Below are 22072 nucleotides of genomic sequence, written 5' to 3'. Positions count from 1 at the left end.
TGGAGGCGCATTATAGGGAGCTCCCGAGGAATGACAAGCGGAAAAATACAATTTTATTTCGACCGCTCACCTTTTCACCAAAACGACCGTTTTTAGCGCTTTTTGATGGCCTGAGGCAGCTCCGCAAGGCTATTAATCACCCAGTCTGCGGCATTCTCAGCTTCTGGCGTCACAGGTTTACCGGTACGTACCAGCACTTTATTACCTACACCCGCCGCTGCAGCTGCCTGCATATCTTCCAGTTTATCGCCCACCATATAAGAAGAAGCCATATCGATGTTCAGGAACTCTTGCGCTGAAAGCAGCATTCCCGGATGCGGCTTACGGCAGTCACAAGTCTGACGAAACTCTTCAACGGTACCTTGAGGGTGGTGAGGACAGAAATAGATACCGTCCAGATCAACACCGCGATCGGCCAGAGACCAGTCCATCCACTCAGTTAATGTTTCAAACTGCGCCTCGGTAAATTTGCCACGCGCGATCCCAGACTGGTTGGTCACGACCACCAGCGCATAACCCATCTCTTTAAGTTCGCGCATGGCATCAATGACGCCTTCGATAAATTCGAATTCATCGATCTCATGTACGTAACCGTGATCGACATTAATAGTGCCGTCACGATCGAGAAAAATTGCTGGTACTGATTTTGCCACCGCTTTGCTCCTGAAAAAGGCATGTTCGCTTAGTATCTCATGAATCCGGAGACAAGAAAGTGCTCATCGAACAGAGTTACATTGATTTAGACGTCTGGATGCCTTAACATCCATTTCGTTGACGGTTAACGCCCGTATCAGGCAGAAGAAAATGCCACGGCAAACTCACATATGATTAAAAAAGTCTAATGATCAAACTTTCAAACATTACTAAAGTGTTCCAGCAAGGAACCCGAACGATTCAGGCGCTGAACAACGTTAGCCTGCACGTTCCGGCTGGACAGATTTATGGCGTTATTGGCGCCTCTGGCGCAGGTAAAAGTACGCTGATTCGTTGCGTCAACCTGCTTGAGCGTCCAACCGAAGGCAGCGTCCAGGTTGGCGGTCAGGAGTTGACCAAACTCTCTGAATCAGAATTAACCAAAGCACGCCGTCAGATTGGCATGATCTTCCAGCATTTTAACTTGCTGGCTTCCCGCACCGTTTTTGGAAACGTTGCGCTGCCTTTAGAACTGGATAACACGTCTAAAGATGAGATCAAACGTCGCGTTATTGAACTGCTAGACCTTGTCGGTTTGGGTGATAAGCATGATAGCTATCCCGCCAACCTGTCCGGCGGTCAAAAGCAGCGTGTCGCGATTGCCCGAGCGCTGGCAAGCAACCCAAAGGTGCTGTTATGCGATGAAGCCACCAGTGCGCTCGACCCGGCAACAACACGCTCTATCCTGGAATTACTGAAAGATATTAACCGTCGCCTGGGACTGACCATTCTTCTTATTACTCACGAGATGGATGTCGTTAAACGTATCTGCGACTGTGTCGCCGTTATCAGTAATGGTGAACTGATCGAGCAGGACACCGTCAGTGAAGTCTTCTCGCATCCGAAAACACCGTTAGCACAGCAGTTTATTCAGTCCACGCTGCATCTGGATATTCCGGAAGATTATCTTGAACGTTTAAAAGCGCAGCCTGAAGCCAGTAGTGTGCCGATGCTGCGTATGGAATTTACCGGCCAGTCCGTCGATGCACCGCTGCTGTCGGAAACGGCGCGTCGTTTCAATGTGAATAACAACATTATTAGCGCGCAGATGGATTATGCCGGCGGCGTGAAGTTCGGCATTATGTTGACCGAGATGCACGGCACGCAAGAAGAGACGCAAGCGGCCATTGCCTGGCTGCAAGAACACCATGTAAAAGTAGAGGTACTGGGTTATGTCTGAACCGATGATGTGGCTGCTGGTTCGCGGCGTATGGGAAACGCTGGCAATGACCTTTGTATCCGGCTTTTTCGGCTTTGTGATTGGTCTGCCGGTTGGCGTGCTGCTGTACGTTACGCGCCCGGGCCAAATTGTTGAGAACGCAAAGCTCTACCGCGCTCTTTCCGCCGTGGTGAATATCTTCCGTTCCATTCCTTTTATTATCCTGCTGGTGTGGATGATTCCCTTTACTCGCGTCATCGTCGGGACGTCTATCGGCTTACAGGCCGCTATTGTTCCGCTGACCGTAGGGGCTGCCCCCTTTATTGCCCGTATGGTGGAAAACGCCCTGCTGGAAATCCCGACCGGTTTGATTGAAGCCTCCCGCGCAATGGGCGCCACGCCGATGCAGATCGTACGCAAAGTGCTGCTGCCTGAAGCGCTGCCCGGACTGGTGAATGCCGCAACCATCACCCTGATTACCCTGGTCGGTTATTCCGCGATGGGCGGTGCCGTCGGCGCTGGCGGTCTGGGTCAGATTGGTTACCAGTACGGTTATATTGGTTATAACGCTACCGTAATGAACACCGTTCTGGTATTGCTGGTAGTACTGGTCTATCTCATTCAGTTCTCGGGCGATCGCATCGTTCGTACTGTGACGCACAAATAACGTTAAACATTATAAACACGACGAATTAAGGAAATATCATGACGTTTAAATTTAAGACCTTTGCAGCGGTAGGCGCGCTGATCGGCTCTCTGGCACTGGTGGGTTGCGGTCAGGACGAGAAAGACCCGAACCACATCAAAGTGGGCGTTATCGTAGGTGCAGAACAGCAGGTTGCTGAAACAGCAGTGAAAGTCGCTAAAGAGAAGTATGGCCTGGACGTCGAGCTGGTTACATTCAATGATTACGTACTGCCTAACGAAGCGCTGAGCAAAGGCGATATCGATGCCAACGCCTTCCAGCACAAACCGTATCTGGATCAGCAGATCAAAGATCGCGGTTATAAACTGGTTCCAGCGGGTAACACCTTCGTTTATCCGATTGCCGGTTACTCTAAGAAAATTAAATCTCTGGACGAACTGCAGGATGGCTCTCAGGTCGCGGTACCAAATGACCCAACCAACCTGGGCCGCTCTTTACTGCTGCTGCAGAAACAGGGTTTGATCAAACTGAAAGACGGTGTTGGCCTGCTGCCGACCGTTCTGGACGTGACCGAAAATCCAAAAAATCTGAAAATTGTTGAGCTGGAAGCGCCACAGCTGCCACGCTCTCTGGACGATGCACAGATCGCGCTGGCCGTTATCAATACCACCTATGCTAGCCAGATCGGCCTGACGCCGGCGAAAGACGGTATTTTCGTAGAAGATAAAGATTCCCCTTATGTGAACCTGATCGTGACTCGTGAAGACAACAAAGACGCAGAGAACGTGAAGAAGTTCGTTCAGGCTTACCAGTCTGATGAAGTTTACGAAGAGGCGAACAAAGTCTTTAACGGTGGTGCAGTTAAAGGCTGGTAATCTTCTCTTTGTGTAATATCATTCAGGACGGGCGAAAGCCCGTCTTGTCATTTATGCGGGCAACTGATTCAATAACTGACGTTTTGATTATTCATTGAGGAAAGAATATGCGTGCTTTACCGATCTGTCTCTTAGCATTGATGCTGAGCGGATGTTCTATGCTAAGCAGATCTCCTGTTGAACCTGTTCAAAGCACTGCAACCCCGCCAAAAGCGGAGCCAGCAAAACCGAAAGCGCCACGCGCTGCGCCGGTACGCATTTACACCAACGCGGAAGCTCTGATTGGCAAACCGTTCCGCGATCTGGGTGAAGTTTCAGGCGACTCCTGTCAGGCAACAAATCAGGACTCCCCACCAAACATCCCAACGGCGCGTAAGCGTATGCAGATCAACGCCTCCAAAATGAAAGCGAACGCCGTGCTGCTGCACAGCTGCGAAGTAACCAGCGGTACGCCGGGTTGTTATCGTCAGGCTGTGTGCGTAGGTTCTGCCCTTAACGTTTCGGCGAAATGAGTACATTCCAGTTCGAGCAGATAGGTCTTATCCGCTCACCCTATAAAGAGAAGTTTGCCGTACCTCGTCAGCCTGGGCTGGTGAAAAGCGGTGGCGGCGAACTTCACTTAATCGCTCCGTATAACCAGGCTGATGCTGTGCGCGGACTGGAAGCTTTTAGCCATCTCTGGGTGCTGTTTATCTTCCATCAAACGATGGAAGGCGGCTGGCGCCCAACGGTACGCCCTCCCCGGCTTGGCGGCAACGCCAGAATGGGGGTGTTTGCCACGCGTTCTACCTTCCGCCCTAACCCGGTGGGGATGTCGCTCGTCGAACTAAAAGGCATTCGCTGCCAGAAGGATCAGGTCATCCTGGAGCTCGGCGGGCTGGACCTGGTGGATGGCACCCCCGTCGTCGATATCAAACCTTATCTGCCGTTTGCCGAAGCCCTGCCCGATGCCCGCGCCAGCTATGCCCAACAGGCGCCGCAGGCCGATATGCCGGTTTACTTTACCGACGCGCTAGCTGCCGAACTGGTTCACCTTGAAAAACGCTACCCACGTCTGCGTGAGTTTATCGTCGATGTGCTGGCGCAGGATCCTCGCCCCGCCTATCGTAAAGAGGAAGACGCCGGGAAAGCGTATGCCGTCTGGTTGCTTGATTTTAACGTCCGCTGGCGCGTAACGGACTCAGGCTTCGAAGTGTTTGCGCTTGAGCCGCAGTAATTTTATTGTCCTCTCTTTTGGCATCTTTGCCACACTGGTAAACTAAACCACTTTTTTTGTGTCAGGCTGGCGTTTCAGCCTGTTCCAATAGTCGAAATGGAACCGTAACAACATGCGTACTAGCCAATATCTGCTCTCCACTCTGAAGGAGACACCTGCCGACGCCGAAGTGATCAGCCACCAGCTGATGCTGCGCGCCGGGATGATCCGCAAGCTGGCCTCCGGGTTATATACCTGGCTGCCGACCGGCGTGCGCGTCCTGAAAAAAGTCGAAAACATCGTGCGTGAAGAGATGAACAACGCCGGTGCAATCGAGGTGTTAATGCCTGTGGTTCAGCCCTCTGAACTGTGGCAGGAGAGTGGTCGCTGGGAGCAGTACGGTCCTGAACTGCTGCGTATTGCCGATCGCGGCGATCGTCCGTTTGTTCTTGGTCCAACGCATGAAGAGGTTATTACAGATCTGATCCGCAACGAACTGAGCTCTTACAAGCAGCTGCCGCTGAACTTCTTCCAGATCCAGACCAAGTTCCGTGACGAAGTGCGTCCACGTTTTGGCGTTATGCGTTCCCGCGAATTCCTGATGAAAGATGCTTACTCTTTCCATACCTCTCAGGAGTCTCTGCAGGAGACCTACGACAAAATGTATGAGGCTTACAGCAAAATCTTCTCCCGCATGGGTCTGGATTTCCGTGCTGTACAGGCTGATACCGGTTCAATCGGCGGTAGCGCATCCCACGAGTTCCAGGTTCTGGCGCAGAGCGGCGAAGACGATGTAATCTTCTCTGACTCCTCTGATTACGCCGCTAACATCGAGTTTGCAGAAGCCCTGGCACCAAAAGCGCCACGCGCCGCCGCAACCGAAGAGATGACCCTGGTTGATACCCCGAACGCAAAAACCATCGCCGAACTGGTTGAGCAATACAACCTGCCCATCGAGAAGACGGTAAAAACTCTGCTGGTCAAAGCGGTAGAAGACAGTGCCTACCCGCTGGTCGCTCTGCTGGTGCGTGGCGATCACGAACTGAATGAAGTGAAGGCAGAAAAGCTGCCGCAGGTTGCCAGCCCGCTGACCTTCGCTACCGAAGCAGAAATCCGCGCGGTTGTTAACGCGGGTCCTGGCTCTCTTGGCCCGGTGAACATGCCTATCCCGGTCGTTATCGACCGTACCGTTGCCGCGATGAGCGATTTCTCTGCGGGTGCCAACATTGATGGCAAACACTACTTCGGCATCAACTGGGATCGCGACGTCGCCACGCCAGAAGTGGCAGATATCCGTAACGTGGTTGCCGGCGATCCGAGCCCGGATGGTCAAGGCACACTGATGATTAAGCGCGGCATCGAAGTGGGTCACATCTTCCAGTTGGGTAACAAGTACTCTCAGGCGATGAACGCGGCTGTGCAGGGTGAAGATGGTCGTAACCAGATCCTGACGATGGGCTGCTATGGCATCGGTGTCACCCGTGTGGTTGCCGCTGCTATTGAGCAGAATTACGATGACCGCGGTATCGTCTGGCCGGATAATATCGCGCCGTTCCAGGTTGCGATTTTGCCGATGAACATGCACAAATCCTACCGTGTGCAGGAGCTGGCTGAGAAATTCTATAACGAACTGCGCGCACAGGGCATTGAAGTGCTGATGGACGACCGTAAAGAGCGTCCGGGCGTGATGTTTGCTGATATGGAATTGATCGGTATCCCGCACACCATCGTTATTGGTGACCGTAACCTCGACAGCGATGATATTGAATACAAATATCGTCGCAACGGCGAGAAGCAAATGATTAAGACCGGTGACGTTGTGGATTACCTTGTTAAAGCCATCAAAGGCTAATTAAAAAACCCCGCCGCGGCGGGGTTTTTTATCGCTGTTATTGGCTGTTGCAGTCTTTACCCTGCTCAAACCTGGCGTTGCGATCCGCCACCAGCGTTTTCACGCTCTCACCGCTATCCGGGTTCGCTTCCAGCGTGAAGTGACCGTCTACCGTCAGCAGCACCGGCTTGGTATCGCCTCCGCGTGCCGCGGCGTAATCCCGTTCCAGTTGTGCGTTATTGGCCACGCTCACCTTCTTACCGGTGACGCAGTCCGTAAAGATCGCCGCATCCGCCATATAGAAATACATGCCGCGCATCGCCATCGGTGTCGTCGGCAGCGCCGCTTTTACTGGCTGAAGCGTATAGTTAAATTGCGATTCAATGGGGTTTCCCTCGGTATCGAGCATTTCCAGCCCTTCGCCTTTAGCCCGGAAGTAGTGCTTTTCCCCTTCATTATCGGTCAGCACCAGCTTCTCTGCGGTACGCGCCCAGTTGCCGTAACTGGCGAATGTGGCAGGTTCTTTAGCGCCCTGATAGCGCTGGTTCATTACCCAGGTACCATCTTTTTCAAGGAACAACGAGGTTTCAATGCCTTCACAATCGGCACAAGGCAACACGCCGCGCCAGCTTTGCTGCATGGGGGCCAGCGCTTCAGATTGCGTAGGCTGAAGCGTCTGCGTTTCCGAACGGTGGTTACAGCCCAGTAATACAAACAGTGTGCTTGCGGCCATCACTGAAAAAATCGCTGTTTTCACGCTACTTTCCTTCTGAAATATGTGTGTCACGCCCTACTCCTGGGGTCGACGAATTTTACCGCGCAAAGATTTAACGGTCGATTTTTGCGATTTTGCAGACAAGCGACGCTCTTTCGACGCACGCGTCGGCCGGGTGGCTCTTCGGCTTTTCTGCTCGGTCGTTAATTCCTGTATGACCGTCACCAGCCGCGAAAGTGCCGCTTCACGGTTCAACTCCTGGCTACGATACTCCTGAGCCTTTATCACGATCATGCCATCGCTGGTTAACAGATGATGGCTGGCGGCGAGTAACCGCTCCTTATAATACTCTGGCAGGCTGGAGGCCCGAATGTCAAAGCGCAGATGAATTGCCGTAGAAGCCTTGTTCACATGCTGCCCACCGGCCCCCTGAGCACGGATTGCAGTGATCTCCACCTCGCTATCCGCCAGCGAGACATTGCGCGAGATGACAATCATGAGCGCTGCTGCCACGCAGTCAGATGAATTTCAAGATTATTCTGGTTATCTGACAGCCAAATGGCGCCGTCCTGAATCGTCGCCTGTAAGTTCATGGTGCGCTCTGCAAAGGCGCTAAGCTGCGCCAGTTGCTCATCGTCCAGATACCAGACGGAGAGATTGCTGTATTGCGCACATTTACTTTTATTCTGCTGCCACCAAATCTCTGCGGCACGGCTGTTATAGGCAAATAACGCCACTTCTGCTGCCTGGGTGCAGGCTTTCTTAATCCGGCGCTCGTCTGGAAGCCCCATTTCAATCCACAAATCGATACCCAGATGATCATTGCGCAGCCAGGCGTCCGGCTCCTCCTCTGCACTCAGGCCACGGGTGAACTGCAAACGCTCATGCGCATGTTTGATCCATGCCAGCAGGCGCAGCATCAGGCGCTCCTGAGTTTCAGAAGGGTGACGCGCCAGCGTCAGGGTGGCATCGAGAAACTGGTTACGATCAAGGTCAGCTACATTGACCATCGCTTTATAAATTGTCGCTTTAAGCGCCATGGGCGAACTCCTTTCTAATCAGGTTCGCATTGTAGCGAAATAATGGCCAAATGGCTGTTAATGGCGCTTAAAAGCTCCACCTGGCAACCTGCTGATATTGCTTAAATGAGTATGGTATAGTCACCTTGCTAAACAGAGCTAATCTTCGTAGGCTTAGTGTTATCTCACAGTAACGTCAGCGCGCTGGCAGGAGGGGATGTGAATAATTATTGTGAGCTGATCCGCAAACGGTATGCGGAAATCGCCAGCGGAGACCTGGGGTATATCCCGGATGCGTTGGGCTGTGTGTTGAAAGTTCTGAATGACATCGCGTCGGACGACACGCTTTCAGAATCGGTCAGAGAAAAGGCGGCGTATGCCGCTGCGAATTTACTGGTGAGCGATTATGTCAATGAATGAAATCTATCAACCCATCAACTGTGATGACTATGACAATCTGGAACTCGCCTGCCAGCATCATCTATTGCTGACGCTGACGCTTAAAGATGGCGAAGTTTTGAAGGCTAAAGCCAACGATCTGGTTTCGCGTAAAAACGTTGAGTATCTGGTGGTGGAAGATGGCGGCGCAACGCGCGAGCTCCGTCTCGATAAAATTGCCAGCTTCAGTCATCCAGAAATCGGCACCGTCGTGGTGAGCGAGTCCTGATACTTCATAACGGGCAGTCCCCTGCCCGTTATCTTTCCCACTTTAGTTGTAAACCTTTTCCTGCCTCTGCTTCCCCTTCGCGCGTCACGAATTGCCCGGCTGCAGCAATCAGCGTTTCGCCATAAAAGAGAAGCGGCGTCGCCTCGCGAAGCCATGGCGGGACATTGAGTTCTTGCCAGATTTTTTTAATCTTACGTCCGCCGTTGCGCCCCACGATGTGTACCGTTCCACTGGCTTTAAAACGCACCGTTACCGGCTCGTCCTTGCGCGGCGGGCGAATATTGCCACAGGGGCTCAATGATACCGTTCCCCAGCCCTTCGGCAGCAACAGCGGGGCGTTCAGTTCCAGCCAGGGAATGACCTCTTGCGCCAGCGATGGCTGTGGTCGTACCCACCAGAGCGCCTGGCGAAATCGTCGAATTTCTCCACCCGCCAGTTTCAGTACCGGGCTGGCATCTTCTCTGGCCTGCACCACCTCGTCCCAGATACGATTCACCATCGCACGGGACGGCATTAGCGCGCCGTTTGCCGCCAGCCAACGCCGTATTAACGCGGCCCGGCGCACGGCGCTCATCGTCAGGAGCGGGATTATCTGCATCCCGCCCGCGTCATCTGTCACTGTTGCCAAATCATCGGCCAGCAACTCATCAAGCAGTTGTTCCTGCTCAGCACACAGCGCCGCACTGCGCGCGGTCGCCTCGGTAAAGTGTGGCCAACGCTGCATGAGTTGCGGTACGACCCGCAAACGCAGGAAGTTACGGTCGTAAGCATCGTCCTGATTGCTTTCGTCATCTATCCAGCGCAGATCGTGCTGTTGCGCCCAGCTTAGCAACGTAGCGCGGGGCTCCCCAAGCAGCGGACGCAACTGAAAAGTATCGGCAAAACGCGCCCGTTCGGGCATGGCAGATAACCCCGCCGGGCCGCTGCCGCGTTTCAGCGCCAGCAAGAATGTTTCGCACTGATCGTCCAGATGCTGCGCAGTGACCAGCGCCTCCCCCGGCAGCAGAGCGCATTTAAAGGCAGCATAGCGCGCCTTACGCGCCTGCGCTTCGGTTCCCAGACCTTCATCCTGCAGCGTGACACGTTCAACGCGCAAAGGAATGTTCCACGCCCGGCAGAGCGCTTCGCAATGCGTCACCCAGCTATCAGCGTGCGAACTCAGCCCGTGGTGAATATGGATGGCGCGCAGTTCGACGTCGGGCTCTTGTTCGCGCCAGAGCATCAGCCGATGCAGTAGCACCGTCGAGTCCAGCCCACCGCTGAATCCCACCAGCAATCGGCGGAACGGAAAAACGGCTTGTTCAAGGGCGGGAATGGTCATAGTCATTATCTGAATGATGGTTTGCCCGGCACGTTACCGGGCAAAGCGTGCGGAGGCAAGCGTTACTGCTGATAGAGCTCCAGCGGCAAGCCATCCGGATCGTTGAAGAAGGTAAAGCGCTTATCGGTGAAGGGATCGACACGTATGGCTTCACACTTCACCCCCTTCGCTTCCAGATGCGCGACGGCCTGGTCAATGTTATCGACACTGAAGGCCAGATGGCGCAAACCGCAGGCTTCTGGACGTGACGGGCGCGCGGGCGGGAACGGGAACGAAAACAGTTCAATCACATACTGGCCGTTTAGCGCCAGGTCACCTTTCCACGAGTCGCGCTCTTCACGATAAGCCTCGCTCTGCAGCGTGAATCCGAGCGTATCGCAGTAAAATGCCTTACTGACCGCGTAGTCAGAAGCAATGATGGCAATATGATGAACCTGTTTTAAACCCAGCATAGCGTCTCCTTGTTGTTGTGCCTGCACGTTATAACTGAAACTCCTTGCCAGGCAAGGGGTCAAGGCGTTTTTAAGACTCGTACCCTGTAGACGCCGTTTTCATCACGTTTTGCGCCGTGAATGTCGGTGTCGAAGCCGGGGTAGTGGCGTCCAATAGAACAGAGCATCAGCAGGAAATCGAGAACTGGCCGGCTCTGTTCGGTAATCATTTCGCCGGGCATCAATAGCGGTACGCCTGGCGGATAAGGCAGGATCATATTTGCCGAGATCCGGCCGATCAGATTCTCCAGCTCCACCGTTTCAACCTCGCCTTTCACCTGCCGCTGCCAGGCGTGATGCGGCGTGAGTTTCATCTCCGGCAATACGTCGAACGCCTGCAACATCAGACGCGGCAGATCGTGCTGGCGGATCAGTTTGTGGATCCCTTGCGCCAGATCCTGGATACGCATATTGCGGTAGAAATCCGGATCTTCGGCATACAGATCCGGCAGCATATTCTTCACCCGCAAATTAAGATCGTAAGCGCGCTTAAACTCCATCAACCCACGTAAAAGCCCCATCGCCCGGGTCTTATCGATCCCGATACTGAATAAGAACAGCAGATTGTAAGGGCCGGTTTTTTCAACCACGACGCCGCGTTCATCGAGGAATTTCGCTACCAGCGCCGCCGGAATACCGGTGTCGCTCATGATGCCCTGCTCATCCATGCCGGGAGTCAGGATGGTGACTTTAACCGGATCGAGGAACATATGGTCGTCGTCGGCGTCGCGGAATCCGTGCCAGTTTTCACCCGGGGCGATCGGCCAACACTCCGCTTCGTCGATCTCCTCAGGCTGCCAGATATCAAAGAACCAGCCATCTGCCTCTTCCCTCAGCCGCTGCACCTCTTTGCGGAAGTGCAGCGCGCGCTCTACCGAACGGTTGATCAGCCGTTTTCCCGGGTTACCCCGTAGCATGGCGGCAGCCGTTTCGATAGAGGCCACCAGCGGGTAGCTTGGCGAGGTGGTGGTATGCATCATAAAGGCTTCATTAAAGGTCTCTTCGTCATACTCGCCTTTGATATGAATAAGCGATGCCTGCGAAAACGCGGCCAACATTTTGTGCGTCGACTGGGTTTCATAGAAGACTTTGCCCGGCATGCGTTCACCGCTCATACCGCTCTTACCCGCATAGATAGGGTGAAAATTGGTATAGGGTACCCAGGCCGAGTCAAAATGAATCGAGGGGACATCCAGCGTCTGTTTTACCCAGTTGGTGTTGTAAAGCAGCCCATCATAGGTGGAGTTGGTGATCACCGCATGGACCGGCCAACTGGCCTGCACGACATTCGCCACTTTGCGTTCGATTGCCGCGTGGGTAAATTCCCGTCTCGGGATCCCGCCCAGGATCCCCAACGCATTGCGGGTGGGGGTGAGCCACAACGGCACCACGTCGCTCATCATCAACAGATGCGCCAGCGATTTATGACAGTTACGGTCAATCAACAAGGTGCTGCCTGCCGGTGCGGCATACATCCCTACGATCTTGTTCGAGGTAGAGGTGCCGTTGGTTACCATATAGCTCTGCTCAGCGCCAAAGGTGCGGGCGATGTACTCCTCCGCCTCCAGGTGCGGTCCGGTATGGTCCAGTAAGGATCCCAGCTCGGTAACCGAAATCGATACGTCGGCTTTCAGTGTATTGCCGCCGAAAAAATCATAGAACAGACAGCCGACAGGGCTTTTCTGATATGCCGTTCCGGCCATATGGCCAGGCGTACAGAAGGTGTATTTACCCTCTTTGACGTAGGTGAAAAGCGCGCGGGTAAACGGCGGGGTGATATTATCGAGGTATTCTTCGGTGTATTGCTGAATGCGTGTCGCGATGTCGTCGGCCACGCCCAGCGCGTATTCGAAAAACCACAGCGCCATACGCATATCGTGTGCGCTAACATCCATCGTCGAGTGAGTATTGATAAAGGCATACAGCGGCAGGTATTCATTGAGCTGATTGATATCACTGCACAGTTCCAGGTCGTACTCGTCCCAGTCGAAAATCACGCCGCAAATCCGCGGATTGTGCTCGATAAACTTCAGCAGGTCGGCGCTGTTTTGCGGCCAGATAAGTTGATATCCGCGTTTTTGTAACGCGTTTTCCAGCTCCTTGATGGGTTCATCTTTATAAAAGACGCCGTGCGGCCCCATGATGGCAATGATATTCACGGTCTACCTCCTTGAAAAAACATCCACTAAGGATAGCCAGGGTAGACCGCAGACATAAAAAAAGCCGCAACATTGTGCGGCTTTTAGGATTAATGAAACGCCTTAGGCGTAACCGTAGCTCATCAGTCGCTGATAACGACGGTTGAGCAGGTCTTCTTTGCTCAGCACATCGAGATCGGCCAGATCGGCCAGCAGCTGTGCTTTCAACGATGCGGCCATCGCTTCCGGATTGCGGTGCGCGCCACCCAGCGGCTCCGGGATCACGGTGTCGATCAGCTTCAGCTCTTTCAGACGCGGGGCGATAATACCCATCGCTTCTGCCGCCAGCGGCGCCTTATCAGCGCTCTTCCACAGAATAGAGGCGCAACCTTCTGGTGAGATAACGGAATAGGTGCTGTACTGCAGCATATTCACTTTATCACCCACACCAATCGCCAGCGCACCGCCGGAGCCACCTTCACCGATAACGGTGCAGATAACCGGCACGTTCAGGCGAGACATTTCACGCAGGTTACGGGCAATGGCTTCAGACTGGCCGCGCTCTTCGGCGCCCACACCCGGATACGCGCCCGGGGTGTCGATAAAGGTGATGATGGGCATGTTGAAACGCTCAGCCATCTCCATCAGACGCAGGGCTTTACGGTAGCCTTCTGGTGCAGGCATACCGAAGTTACGACGGATCTTCTCTTTCGTTTCACGGCCTTTCTGATGACCAATGATCATCACCGGGCGACCATCGAGACGTGCGATACCGCCCACAATGGCTTTATCGTCCGCGTAGGCGCGATCGCCTGCCAGCTCGTCAAACTCATCAAACGCCAGGCGGAGATAATCCAGGGTGTACGGACGCTGAGGATGGCGTGCCAGCTGGGCAACCTGCCATGCGCCGAGATCGGCAAAGATTTTGCGCGTCAGTTCTACGCTTTTTTCACGCAGACGATGCACTTCTTCGTCGATGTTAATATCCAGTTTTTCATCCTGACGGCTAACCGCGGTCAGAGAATCGATTTTCGCTTCCAGCTCTGCAATCGGCTGTTCGAAATCAAGGAAATTCAGACTCATAGTATTCCTGTATTAGTCAAACTCTAGTTCCACCTGCTCCGAACCAATGAGGCCGCGGAGATCGTTTAATAAACGATCGCTCGGAGAGACACGCCACGTTGCGCCAAAGCGCAGTCGTGCGCGCGCATCCGCCCTCTGATAGTAGAGATGTACTGGAATTGTCCCCGAGCGGTGGGGTTCCAGAGACTGACGGAGTCGGTTTAAAAGCTGGTCATCAATTTGCCTGTCCGTCAGCGAGATAGCAAGCCCGCGAGCATATTTTTCCCGGGCTTCGTCAATGTCCATCACTTCGCGGGCGGTCATTTTAAGCCCCCCACTGAAGTCATCAAAGCTGACCTGTCCGCTGACGATAAGTATGCGGTCTTTTTCCAGCAATTGCTGGTATTTATCCAGCGCGTCGGTGAATAACATCACCTCCAGTCGCCCGGAACGGTCATCCAGCGTACAGATGCCAATACGATTGCCGCGCTTGGTGACCATTACCCTTGCAGCAATCACGAGCCCCGCAGCCGTGGTAATTTTACCACGTTCTGTCGGATGCATGTCTTTCAGGCGGTAGCCTCCGACATAGCGCTCAATTTCTTTAATGTACTGGTTGATCGGGTGTCCCGTCAGGTACAAGCCTAACGTTTCACGTTCCCCATCCAGCACCACCTGCTCTGGCCACGGCTGGCAGTTGGCGTAAGACTGCTCAATCTGTTCTGGCTCTTCGGCCAGCACGCCGAACATATCTGCCTGTCCAATAGCTTCCGCTTTTGCATGCTGATCGGCGGCCTTCAGAGCATCGCCTAGCGAGTTCATCAGTGCGGCGCGGTGCGGCCCCAGTCTGTCAAACGCGCCGGACATGATCAATTTTTCAAGCACGCGACGGTTAAGCTTTTTCGTATCAGTTCGGGCGCACAGATCAAACAGCTCGCGGAAATAACCGCCCTCGTTGCGGGCGTCGATGATCGCTTCGATAGGACCTTCACCTACCCCTTTGATCGCGCCAATGCCGTACACAATCTCCCCGTCGTCGTTAACGTGGAAATGGTACAGGCCCGAGTTGATATCCGGCGGCAGGATCTTTAACCCCATACGCCAGCATTCGTCTACCAGGCCAACCACCTTCTCGGTGTTGTCCATATCGGCCGTCATGACCGCAGCCATAAACTCAGCGGGATAGTGCGCCTTTAGCCACAGCGTTTGATACGAGACCAAAGCATAGGCCGCAGAGTGCGATTTGTTAAATCCATAACCGGCGAATTTCTCTACCAGGTCGAAGATTTTCATCGCCAGTTCGCCGTCGATGCCGTTCTTTTTCGCGCCGTCTTCAAAGATAGAACGCTGCTTGGCCATCTCTTCCGGCTTTTTCTTACCCATCGCACGACGCAGCATGTCCGCGCCGCCGAGGGTGTACCCGGAGAGAACCTGGGCTATCTGCATCACCTGTTCCTGATACAGGATGATGCCGTAGGTCGGCTCCAGTACCGGCTTCAGGCTCTCATGCTGCCACTGAACGTCCGGATACGAGAGCTCTTCACGGCCGTGTTTACGGTCTATAAAGTTATCTACCATGCCGGACTGTAGCGGCCCCGGACGGAACAGAGCCACCAGTGCGATCATATCTTCGAAGCAGTCAGGCTGCAGACGTTTGATCAGATCTTTCATGCCGCGGGATTCAAGCTGGAAGACCGCGGTGGTCTCCGAGCGCTGCAGCATATCGAAACTTTTCTTGTCGTCGAGCGGGATGGCGGCGATGTCAATCGGCTCCAGTCCCTGCTTTGCCCGACGTGGGTTGATCATTTTCAACGCCCAGTCGATGATAGTGAGCGTTCGCAGACCCAGGAAGTCAAACTTCACCAGGCCCGCGTATTCTACGTCGTTCTTATCGAACTGCGTGACCGGGTGTGAGCCCGTTTCATCGCAATACAGCGGCGCAAAATCGGTAATTTTAGTTGGTGCGATAACCACGCCACCGGCGTGCTTACCGGCGTTACGTGTTACGCCTTCAAGCTTACGCGCCATGTCGATCAGCGCTTTAACCTCTTCGTCGGCCTCGTAAATTTCCGGCAGCTGCGGCTCGGCTTCAAAGGCTTTCGCCAGGGTCATACCGGGATCAGGCGGCACCAGTTTTGAGATGCGGTCGACGAAGCCATAAGGGTGCCCCAGCACGCGGCCAACGTCGCGGATAACCGCTTTCGCCGCCATGGTACCGAAGGTAATGATCTGGGATACCGCATCACGGCCATACATATCCGCAACGTGTTCAATGACCTGGTCGCGCTTCTCCATACAGAAGTCGACGTCGAAGTCAGGCATCGAGACACGTTCCGGGTTAAGGAAACGTTCGAACAGCAGGTCAAATTCCAGCGGGTCGAGATCGGTAATTTTTAGCGCGTAGGCGACTAATGAGCCCGCACCAGAGCCACGGCCCGGCCCAACCGGCACGCCGTTATCCTTCGACCACTGGATAAACTCCATTACGATAAGGAAGTACCCAGGGAAGCCCATCTGGTTGATAACCTGAAGCTCGATATCCAGGCGTTCGTCATATTCAGGACGCTTTTCTGCCCGAACCGCCGGATCGGGGAAGAGGAATTCGAGACGCTCTTCCAGCCCCTCTTTCGATTTCATGACCAGGAAATCTTCGGTGGTCATATCCCCGGTCGGGAACTGCGGCAGGAAATACTCGCCCAGGCGTACCGTGACGTTACAACGTTTTGCAATCTCAACGCTGTTTTCTAGCGCTTCGGGGATATCAGAGAAGAGTTCACACATCTCCTCTTCGCTGCGCATGTACTGTTGCGCAGAGTAGTTGCGCGGGCGCTTGGGGTCGTCGAGCGTAAAACCGTCGTGAATGGCGACGCGAATTTCATGCGCATCAAAGTCGTCAGCGTTAATAAAGCGAACGTCATTGGTTGCGACCACCGGCAAACCGTGCGCTTCAGCAAGCGCAACTGCCGCATGAAGGTAGCTCTCTTCATCAGGACGACCGGTACGAATCAGCTCCAGGTAAAAACGGTCCGGGAAATGCGTCTGATAAAAGTCGACACACTGCTCGACCAGCGCGCTGTTACCACGCATCAGGCATTTACCTAAGTCACCCATGCGTCCGCCGGAGATCAGCAGTAGCCCTTCATTCAGTTCGGCCAGCCACTCTCTGTCGATCCAGGGGCCCAGCGCGCCGTAGCCACGCTGATAGGCGCGGGAAATTAACAACGTCAGGTTCTGATAACCGGTATTGTTCATCGCCAGGACGGAGATTTGGGTCATCTCATCAGCGAGCAGTTCGCTCTGAACGTGGAAATCAGCCCCGATGATCGGTTTCATCCCGGCGCCGTGCGCTGCCCCGTAGAACTTCACCAGACCACACAGGTTAGTAAAATCGGTGATCGCCAGCGCAGGCATGCCGAGTGCAGCCGCCTTTTTTACCAGCGGCCCGGTTTTCGCCAGCCCATCAATCATGGAGTAGTCGCTGTGCACCCGCAGGTGTACGAAACGTGGTTCAGCCATCTTCAGATTCCGCGTTACTTAATTGCTTGCGTCTTGATTCAGGACACCTGTCCCATCGCGCGTTTCACCGGCCCAAAACTGCGGCGGTGATGTTCCGTTGCGCCATGTTCTGCCAGCCTTTCCAGATGGAAAGCGGTAGGATACCCCTTGTGCTGGCCGAAGCCGTACTGGGGAAATGTGAGATCCAGCGCGGCCATCTCGGCATCGCGAGTGACCTTAGCAAGAATGGAGGCCGCACTGATTTCCGCGACACGGCTGTCGCCTTTCACCACCGCCAGGGAGGGCATTGGCAATGCCGGACAGCGATTACCATCAACCAGCACATATTCCGGCACAATTGCCAGCCCCGCCACCGAGCGCTGCATCGCCAGCATGGTGGCATGGAGAATATTCAGCTCGTCAATTTCATGCGGCTCTGCGCGCCCGAGGCTCCAGGCCAGCGCCTTCTCTTTGATCTCATCGTATAACGCCAGACGACGTTTTTCTGAGAGCTTTTTTGAATCGTTTAGCCCGACGATGGGGCGAGCCGGATCGAGAATAACGGCAGCAGTCACCACCGCCCCTACCAGCGGCCCACGACCGACTTCATCCACACCCGCCACCAGGTGCGTGTGTGGATAGATAAATTCCATCATTTTGCTAACTCCAGCACCGCATCTGCCGCTTGCTCATCGGCATTACAGCGGATCTGCTGATGCAGTTCGCGGAAGGTATCGTGCATCTCATGACTGGTTTTGCCATTGGCCAGCAACGGCAGTAGCGCCTCGGCAAGCTGCTGCGGTTGACACTCATCCTGCAGCAACTCTTTAACCAGCTCGCGCCTGGCGAGCAGGTTTGGCAACGAAACATAGTCCGTCTTCACCAGACGTTTCGCCAGCCAGAAGGTGAACGGTTTCATGCGATAGCCAACCACCATCGGGCATTTGGCCAGCATGCACTCCAGCGCTGCCGTTCCTGAAGCGAGCAGCGCGGCATCGCTTGCCACCATTGCTTCCCGCCCTTTACCGTCCAGCAGGCGGACATGCAGTTCTGGCGCAACTTCCGCTTTGATGCGTTCAAATTGCTCGCGCCGTTTCGCATTGACCAGCGGCACGACCACTTCCAGATCGGGGTAGGTTTGGCGGAGGATCTGCGCCGTTTTCAGAAAATCGGCGCTGAGCATCTCCACTTCCGCACCACGACTGCCGGGCAGCAGAGCCAGGCAGTGTACGTCGTGTGGAATACCTAATACATCACGTGCTGCGTTTTTATCGGGATCCAGCGGCATGGCATCGGCCATGGTGTGGCCGATAAAGCGGCACGGAACATTGAATTTGTCGTAAAACGCTTTTTCGAAAGGCAGGAAGGCCAGTACCAGATTGGTCGATCTGCCTATTTTGAAAACGCGTTTCTGTCGCCACGCCCAGACGGACGGACTGACATAATGAATGGTTTTAATGCCCGTCTTTTTCAAATTCCCTTCAAGGGTAATATTGAAATCGGGCGCGTCGATACCGACAAACACATCGGGCTCGAGTTCAGTAAAACGACGGGTAAGATCGGCACGAATGTGCAGCAGACGACGCAGGCGACCCAGCACTTCAACAATGCCCATCACCGCGAGCTCTTCCATTTCGTACCAGGCTTCACAGCCTTCGGCCTGCATCAGCGGACCAGCCACCCCCACAAAGCGGGCGTTGGGAACGCGGGCTTTGAGCGCGCGAATAAGACCGGCACCAAGAATATCGCCGGAGGTTTCTCCGGCGACCAGGGCTATCGTAAGCGGGCGGTTATCAACCATTAACGAATCAGGCCGCGGGTTGAGCGTTCAAAGAAATCGGTGAACGCCTTCACCTCAGGGTGCTGTTCCGCCAGGGCAGAAACTTCCGGCTTAGCCTCTTCCAGCGTTTTACCGCTACGGTACATAATTTTGTACGCATTGCGGATCGCGGTAATGGCTTCGCGCGTAAAGCCACGACGCTTCAGACCTTCGATATTGACGCCAAACGGCGTTGCGTGGTTGCCCTGCGCAATCACATACGGCGGAACATCTTGCGCCACACCGGAGCAGCCGCCGACCATCACGTGTGCACCAATGATGCAGAACTGATGGACTGCGGTCATGCCACCAATGATTGCGAAATCGTCAACCGATACGTGTCCCGCCAGCGTTGCATTGTTGGCGAGGATGCAGCGGTTGCCTACCGTACAGTCGTGCGCAATATGCGCATTGACCATAAAGAGGTTATCGCTGCCCACCTTCGTCAATCCACCACCCTGAGTTGTGCCACGATGAATGGTGACGCTTTCGCGAATGCGGTTACGATCGCCGATTTCCACACGGGTCGGCTCACCAGCATATTTAAGATCCTGGTTAGCTTCACCGATGGAGGCGAACTGATAAATCTCATTATCGCGTCCAATGATCGTCTGACCATTAACGACAATGTGAGATTTCAGTACGGTACCCTCACCAATTTCGACATGGGGTCCAACAATACAGAACGGGCCAATATGGACATTGGCACCAATAATGGCACCCTCTTCCACAATGGCGGTTGGATGAATAAAGGCGGATTTATCAATCACGTATCAGGCCTCCCGGCTACGCGCGCACATCATGGTAGCTTCGCAAACAACTTTGCCGTCAACCAGAGCAACACCTTTGAAGCGAGTCAGGCCGCGACGCGTTTTCTCAAAAGTCACTTCCATGATCATCTGATCACCTGGTACGACTGGGCGCTTAAAGCGCGCTTCATCGATACCAGCGAAGTAATACAATTCACCCGGCTCCAGTTTACCCACGCTTTTAAACGCCAGAATACCGGTTGCCTGAGCCATTGCTTCCAGGATCAATACACCCGGAAAGATAGGCTTACCAGGGAAATGCCCCTGGAAGAATGGCTCATTTACGGAGACATTTTTCACTGCGCGCAGAAAACGACCTTCTTCAAAATCCAGCACACGATCTACCAGTAAGAACGGGTAGCGGTGAGGCAGAAGCTCTAAAATCTCTTCAATATGCAGAGTATGAGTGTCAGTAGTCAAAATACTCTTCCTGTCTAAAAATTCTGAATAGCAATAATAACACGGCCTGCCGGTTTAAAAGAAAGCCGACAGGCCGGGAAGTTTGCGTTACATGAATGAACGCTTAGTCTTGTTGATCGAATTTGCGCTCAATAGCCTTGAGGCGCTTGCTCATATCATCAATATTCATCACCAGAGCAGCTGTTTTACGCCACACCTTATTAGGTTGCAGCGGAATGCCCGAGGAATATACGCCCGGCTCGGTGATAGGACGCATAACCATACCCATCCCGGTCACCGTCACTTTGTCGCATATTTCCATATGCCCGTTAATGACGCTGGCACCGCCAATCATACAGTAACGGCCAATCTTCAGGCTGCCAGCCATAATCACGCCACCAGCAACGGCAGTATTGTCGCCAATCACTACATTATGTGCAATCTGGCATTGATTATCGATGATAACACCATTACCGATTATCGTGTCATCCAGCGCGCCACGGTCGATTGTGGTGCATGCGCCGATTTCAACGCGATCGCCGATGATCACGCGCCCCAACTGCGGGATCTTCACCCAGTTGCCGCGATCGTTGGCATAACCGAACCCATCCGAACCGATAACGGTGCTGGACTGGATCAGGCAGTTTTCGCCAATTTCAATCTCATGGTAAACCGAGACGTTGGCCCACAAGCGAGAACCTGCGCCAATTCTGGTTTTTTTACCTACGAAGCAACCCGCGCCGATGACCACGTTATCGCCCAGCACAACGTCTGATTCAATAACCGCATTCGGGCCGATAGAAACGTTATTACCCAGCTGCGCCGTCGGGTCAATCACCGCACTGGGTGCGATGTTATGCGCTGGCTGCGGCGTGGTATCAAGAATTTGTGCCATACGGGCATACGTCAGGTAGGGGTTTTTTACTACCAGCGCGCTTCCGGAGGCAAAAGGCAGATCGTCCATCGTCAGCACGACAGCAGACGCCTGGCATTGAGCCAGATGTTCACGGTATTTAGGACTTACCATGAAAGTGATATTGCCTGCTTTAGCGGATTGCATGGACGCAACAGCGGTGATGACGATATCGCCATCACCGTGTAATTCTGCATCCAACTGCTGAGCTAAATCAGCCAGTCGAATTGAAGGCATTACTTATTTAACCTGTTTCAGTACATCAGCGGTGATGTCTTTTACATCGCTGCTGTTGAAGGCAACGGCGTTAGCATCTACAACCAGATCGATGCTCTGATCGGCAGCAACGCTTTTCACAGCTGACTGGATACGGGTAACCAGTTTGCCACGTTCTTCGTTAGAGCGACGTTGACGATCTTGCTCGAAAGCCTGTGCTTTCTGAGAGAAGGTCTGGCGCTGAGCCATTACGTCTTTCTCCAGCTTGCTGCGCTCGCTTGCTTTCATGGTAGAACCATCACGCTGCAGACGCTGCATTTTAGATTGCAGATCGTTTTCCATGCGCTGAAGTTCGCCAGCACGGCCTTTGAACTCGTTCTCCAGTGTTGCAGAAACACCGGTTTTCTGCGCAACCTGCTGGAACAGGTTACCCATGTTCACGATTGCAATTTTGTCCGCTGCCTGAGCAGAGGTAGCCATCGCTAAACCGAGGCCTGCAGCTAATAACCACTTTTTCACAATTAACTCCTTACCATCCCATTGGCACCCGAAGGTACCGTTCTTTGCGTGGCAAGGCGATCATGCGATCGCCAGTTGTCAGCGCTACAC

Annotated in this window: 23 protein-coding genes; 8 read left to right on the top strand and 15 right to left on the bottom strand. The window is 53.9% G+C overall.

The window, feature by feature from the left end:
- Positions 1 to 92: 92 nt before the first annotated feature.
- Positions 93 to 653 (bottom strand): D-glycero-beta-D-manno-heptose 1,7-bisphosphate 7-phosphatase, encoded by a 561-nt coding sequence (gmhB, locus tag B2Q93_RS21215; RefSeq protein WP_040077065.1) that lies wholly within the window; start codon positions 651 to 653, stop codon positions 93 to 95.
- 188 nt (positions 654 to 841) lie between these two features.
- Here gmhB and metN point away from each other — a divergent pair, with 188 nt between their 5' ends.
- From metN to proS, 6 genes are all read left to right on the top strand, one after another.
- Entirely contained in the window at positions 842 to 1873 is a 1032-nt protein-coding gene (gene metN / locus B2Q93_RS21210; RefSeq protein ID WP_286934419.1) for a methionine ABC transporter ATP-binding protein MetN, read from the top strand.
- Positions 1866 to 2519, top strand: coding sequence for a methionine ABC transporter permease MetI (locus B2Q93_RS21205; RefSeq protein WP_040077067.1), 654 nt, complete (start codon positions 1866 to 1868; stop codon positions 2517 to 2519). The genes metN and B2Q93_RS21205 overlap by 8 nt, the downstream gene beginning before the upstream one ends.
- 38 nt (positions 2520 to 2557) lie before the next feature.
- Positions 2558 to 3373 carry a methionine ABC transporter substrate-binding lipoprotein MetQ gene (gene metQ / locus B2Q93_RS21200; RefSeq protein WP_040077068.1) on the top strand — a complete coding sequence of 272 codons (816 nt, stop codon included), beginning with the start codon at positions 2558 to 2560 and terminating at the stop codon, positions 3371 to 3373.
- A gap of 107 nt (positions 3374 to 3480) precedes the next feature.
- A complete protein-coding gene (gene rcsF / locus B2Q93_RS21195; RefSeq protein WP_040077069.1) occupies positions 3481 to 3885 on the top strand; it encodes an Rcs stress response system protein RcsF in 405 nt (134 codons plus the stop codon).
- On the top strand, positions 3882 to 4589 hold the full coding sequence (gene tsaA / locus B2Q93_RS21190; protein WP_286934418.1) for a tRNA (N6-threonylcarbamoyladenosine(37)-N6)-methyltransferase TrmO: 708 nt from the start codon (positions 3882 to 3884) through the stop codon (positions 4587 to 4589). Before rcsF ends, tsaA begins: the two co-directional genes overlap by 4 nt.
- Before the next feature lie 112 nt (positions 4590 to 4701).
- The gene (gene proS, locus B2Q93_RS21185) at positions 4702 to 6420 is read left to right on the top strand and encodes a proline--tRNA ligase (protein ID WP_207293034.1); all 1719 of its coding nucleotides are present in this window, start codon (positions 4702 to 4704) and stop codon (positions 6418 to 6420) included.
- Between the two features lie 37 nt (positions 6421 to 6457).
- Here the strand turns inward: proS and nlpE are convergent, their stop codons facing one another.
- Genes nlpE through B2Q93_RS21170 form a run of 3 tightly spaced genes read right to left on the bottom strand, consistent with a single transcriptional unit; the run spans position 6458 to position 8154 of the window.
- Positions 6458 to 7156, bottom strand: coding sequence for an envelope stress response activation lipoprotein NlpE (gene nlpE / locus B2Q93_RS21180; RefSeq protein ID WP_286934417.1), 699 nt, complete (start codon positions 7154 to 7156; stop codon positions 6458 to 6460).
- 33 nt (positions 7157 to 7189) lie between these two features.
- The gene (gene arfB, locus B2Q93_RS21175) at positions 7190 to 7612 is read right to left on the bottom strand and encodes an alternative ribosome rescue aminoacyl-tRNA hydrolase ArfB (RefSeq protein WP_040077073.1); all 423 of its coding nucleotides are present in this window, start codon (positions 7610 to 7612) and stop codon (positions 7190 to 7192) included.
- On the bottom strand, positions 7609 to 8154 hold the full coding sequence (locus B2Q93_RS21170) for a YaeQ family protein (RefSeq protein WP_040077074.1): 546 nt from the start codon (positions 8152 to 8154) through the stop codon (positions 7609 to 7611). Before B2Q93_RS21170 ends, arfB begins: the two co-directional genes overlap by 4 nt.
- Positions 8155 to 8352: 198 nt before the next feature.
- Here B2Q93_RS21170 and B2Q93_RS21165 point away from each other — a divergent pair, with 198 nt between their 5' ends.
- Together B2Q93_RS21165 and rof are read left to right on the top strand one after the other, a co-directional pair.
- Positions 8353 to 8553 carry a YaeP family protein gene (locus B2Q93_RS21165; RefSeq protein WP_040077076.1) on the top strand — a complete coding sequence of 67 codons (201 nt, stop codon included), beginning with the start codon at positions 8353 to 8355 and terminating at the stop codon, positions 8551 to 8553.
- Positions 8540 to 8800 (top strand): Rho-binding antiterminator, encoded by a 261-nt coding sequence (gene rof, locus B2Q93_RS21160; protein WP_040077077.1) that lies wholly within the window; start codon positions 8540 to 8542, stop codon positions 8798 to 8800. The genes B2Q93_RS21165 and rof overlap by 14 nt, the downstream gene beginning before the upstream one ends.
- 28 nt (positions 8801 to 8828) lie before the next feature.
- On the opposite strand, the gene tilS is transcribed toward rof, so the two are convergent.
- The 11 genes from tilS to skp all read right to left on the bottom strand — a co-directional run bounded on the left by tilS (position 8829) and on the right by skp (position 21982).
- Positions 8829 to 10121, bottom strand: a complete 1293-nt coding sequence (gene tilS / locus B2Q93_RS21155; protein WP_286934416.1) for a tRNA lysidine(34) synthetase TilS — start codon at positions 10119 to 10121, stop codon at positions 8829 to 8831.
- Positions 10122 to 10183: 62 nt separating this feature from the next.
- On the bottom strand, positions 10184 to 10573 hold the full coding sequence (locus B2Q93_RS21150) for a VOC family protein (protein ID WP_040077080.1): 390 nt from the start codon (positions 10571 to 10573) through the stop codon (positions 10184 to 10186).
- Positions 10574 to 10632: 59 nt separating this feature from the next.
- The gene (locus B2Q93_RS21145; protein ID WP_040077081.1) at positions 10633 to 12771 is read right to left on the bottom strand and encodes a lysine decarboxylase LdcC; all 2139 of its coding nucleotides are present in this window, start codon (positions 12769 to 12771) and stop codon (positions 10633 to 10635) included.
- Positions 12772 to 12873: 102 nt separating this feature from the next.
- Positions 12874 to 13833, bottom strand: a complete 960-nt coding sequence (gene accA / locus B2Q93_RS21140; RefSeq protein WP_040077082.1) for an acetyl-CoA carboxylase carboxyl transferase subunit alpha — start codon at positions 13831 to 13833, stop codon at positions 12874 to 12876.
- Between the two features lie 12 nt (positions 13834 to 13845).
- Positions 13846 to 17328 carry a DNA polymerase III subunit alpha gene (gene dnaE, locus B2Q93_RS21135; protein ID WP_040077083.1) on the bottom strand — a complete coding sequence of 1161 codons (3483 nt, stop codon included), beginning with the start codon at positions 17326 to 17328 and terminating at the stop codon, positions 13846 to 13848.
- A 38-nt stretch (positions 17329 to 17366) separates the two neighbouring features.
- Positions 17367 to 17963: a ribonuclease HII gene (rnhB, locus tag B2Q93_RS21130; protein WP_286934415.1), complete on the bottom strand. Its 597-nt coding sequence runs from the start codon at positions 17961 to 17963 to the stop codon at positions 17367 to 17369.
- Positions 17960 to 19108, bottom strand: coding sequence for a lipid-A-disaccharide synthase (gene lpxB / locus B2Q93_RS21125; RefSeq protein WP_046884951.1), 1149 nt, complete (start codon positions 19106 to 19108; stop codon positions 17960 to 17962). The genes rnhB and lpxB overlap by 4 nt, the downstream gene beginning before the upstream one ends.
- A complete protein-coding gene (gene lpxA / locus B2Q93_RS21120) occupies positions 19108 to 19896 on the bottom strand; it encodes an acyl-ACP--UDP-N-acetylglucosamine O-acyltransferase (protein WP_286934414.1) in 789 nt (262 codons plus the stop codon). The genes lpxB and lpxA overlap by 1 nt, the downstream gene beginning before the upstream one ends.
- Positions 19897 to 19899: 3 nt before the next feature.
- Positions 19900 to 20355, bottom strand: coding sequence for a 3-hydroxyacyl-ACP dehydratase FabZ (gene fabZ, locus B2Q93_RS21115; protein WP_007373234.1), 456 nt, complete (start codon positions 20353 to 20355; stop codon positions 19900 to 19902).
- 103 nt (positions 20356 to 20458) lie between these two features.
- The gene (gene lpxD, locus B2Q93_RS21110; RefSeq protein WP_286934411.1) at positions 20459 to 21484 is read right to left on the bottom strand and encodes a UDP-3-O-(3-hydroxymyristoyl)glucosamine N-acyltransferase; all 1026 of its coding nucleotides are present in this window, start codon (positions 21482 to 21484) and stop codon (positions 20459 to 20461) included.
- A gap of 3 nt (positions 21485 to 21487) precedes the next feature.
- Entirely contained in the window at positions 21488 to 21982 is a 495-nt protein-coding gene (gene skp / locus B2Q93_RS21105; RefSeq protein ID WP_040077088.1) for a molecular chaperone Skp, read from the bottom strand.
- Positions 21983 to 22072: the final 90 nt, after the last annotated feature.

This window comes from Leclercia sp. UBA5958 (genome assembly GCF_002430365.1).
GTDB classification, from domain to species: Bacteria; Pseudomonadota; Gammaproteobacteria; order Enterobacterales; family Enterobacteriaceae; genus Enterobacter; species Enterobacter pneumoniae.
This window is presented reverse-complemented; position numbering and strand designations above follow the sequence as displayed.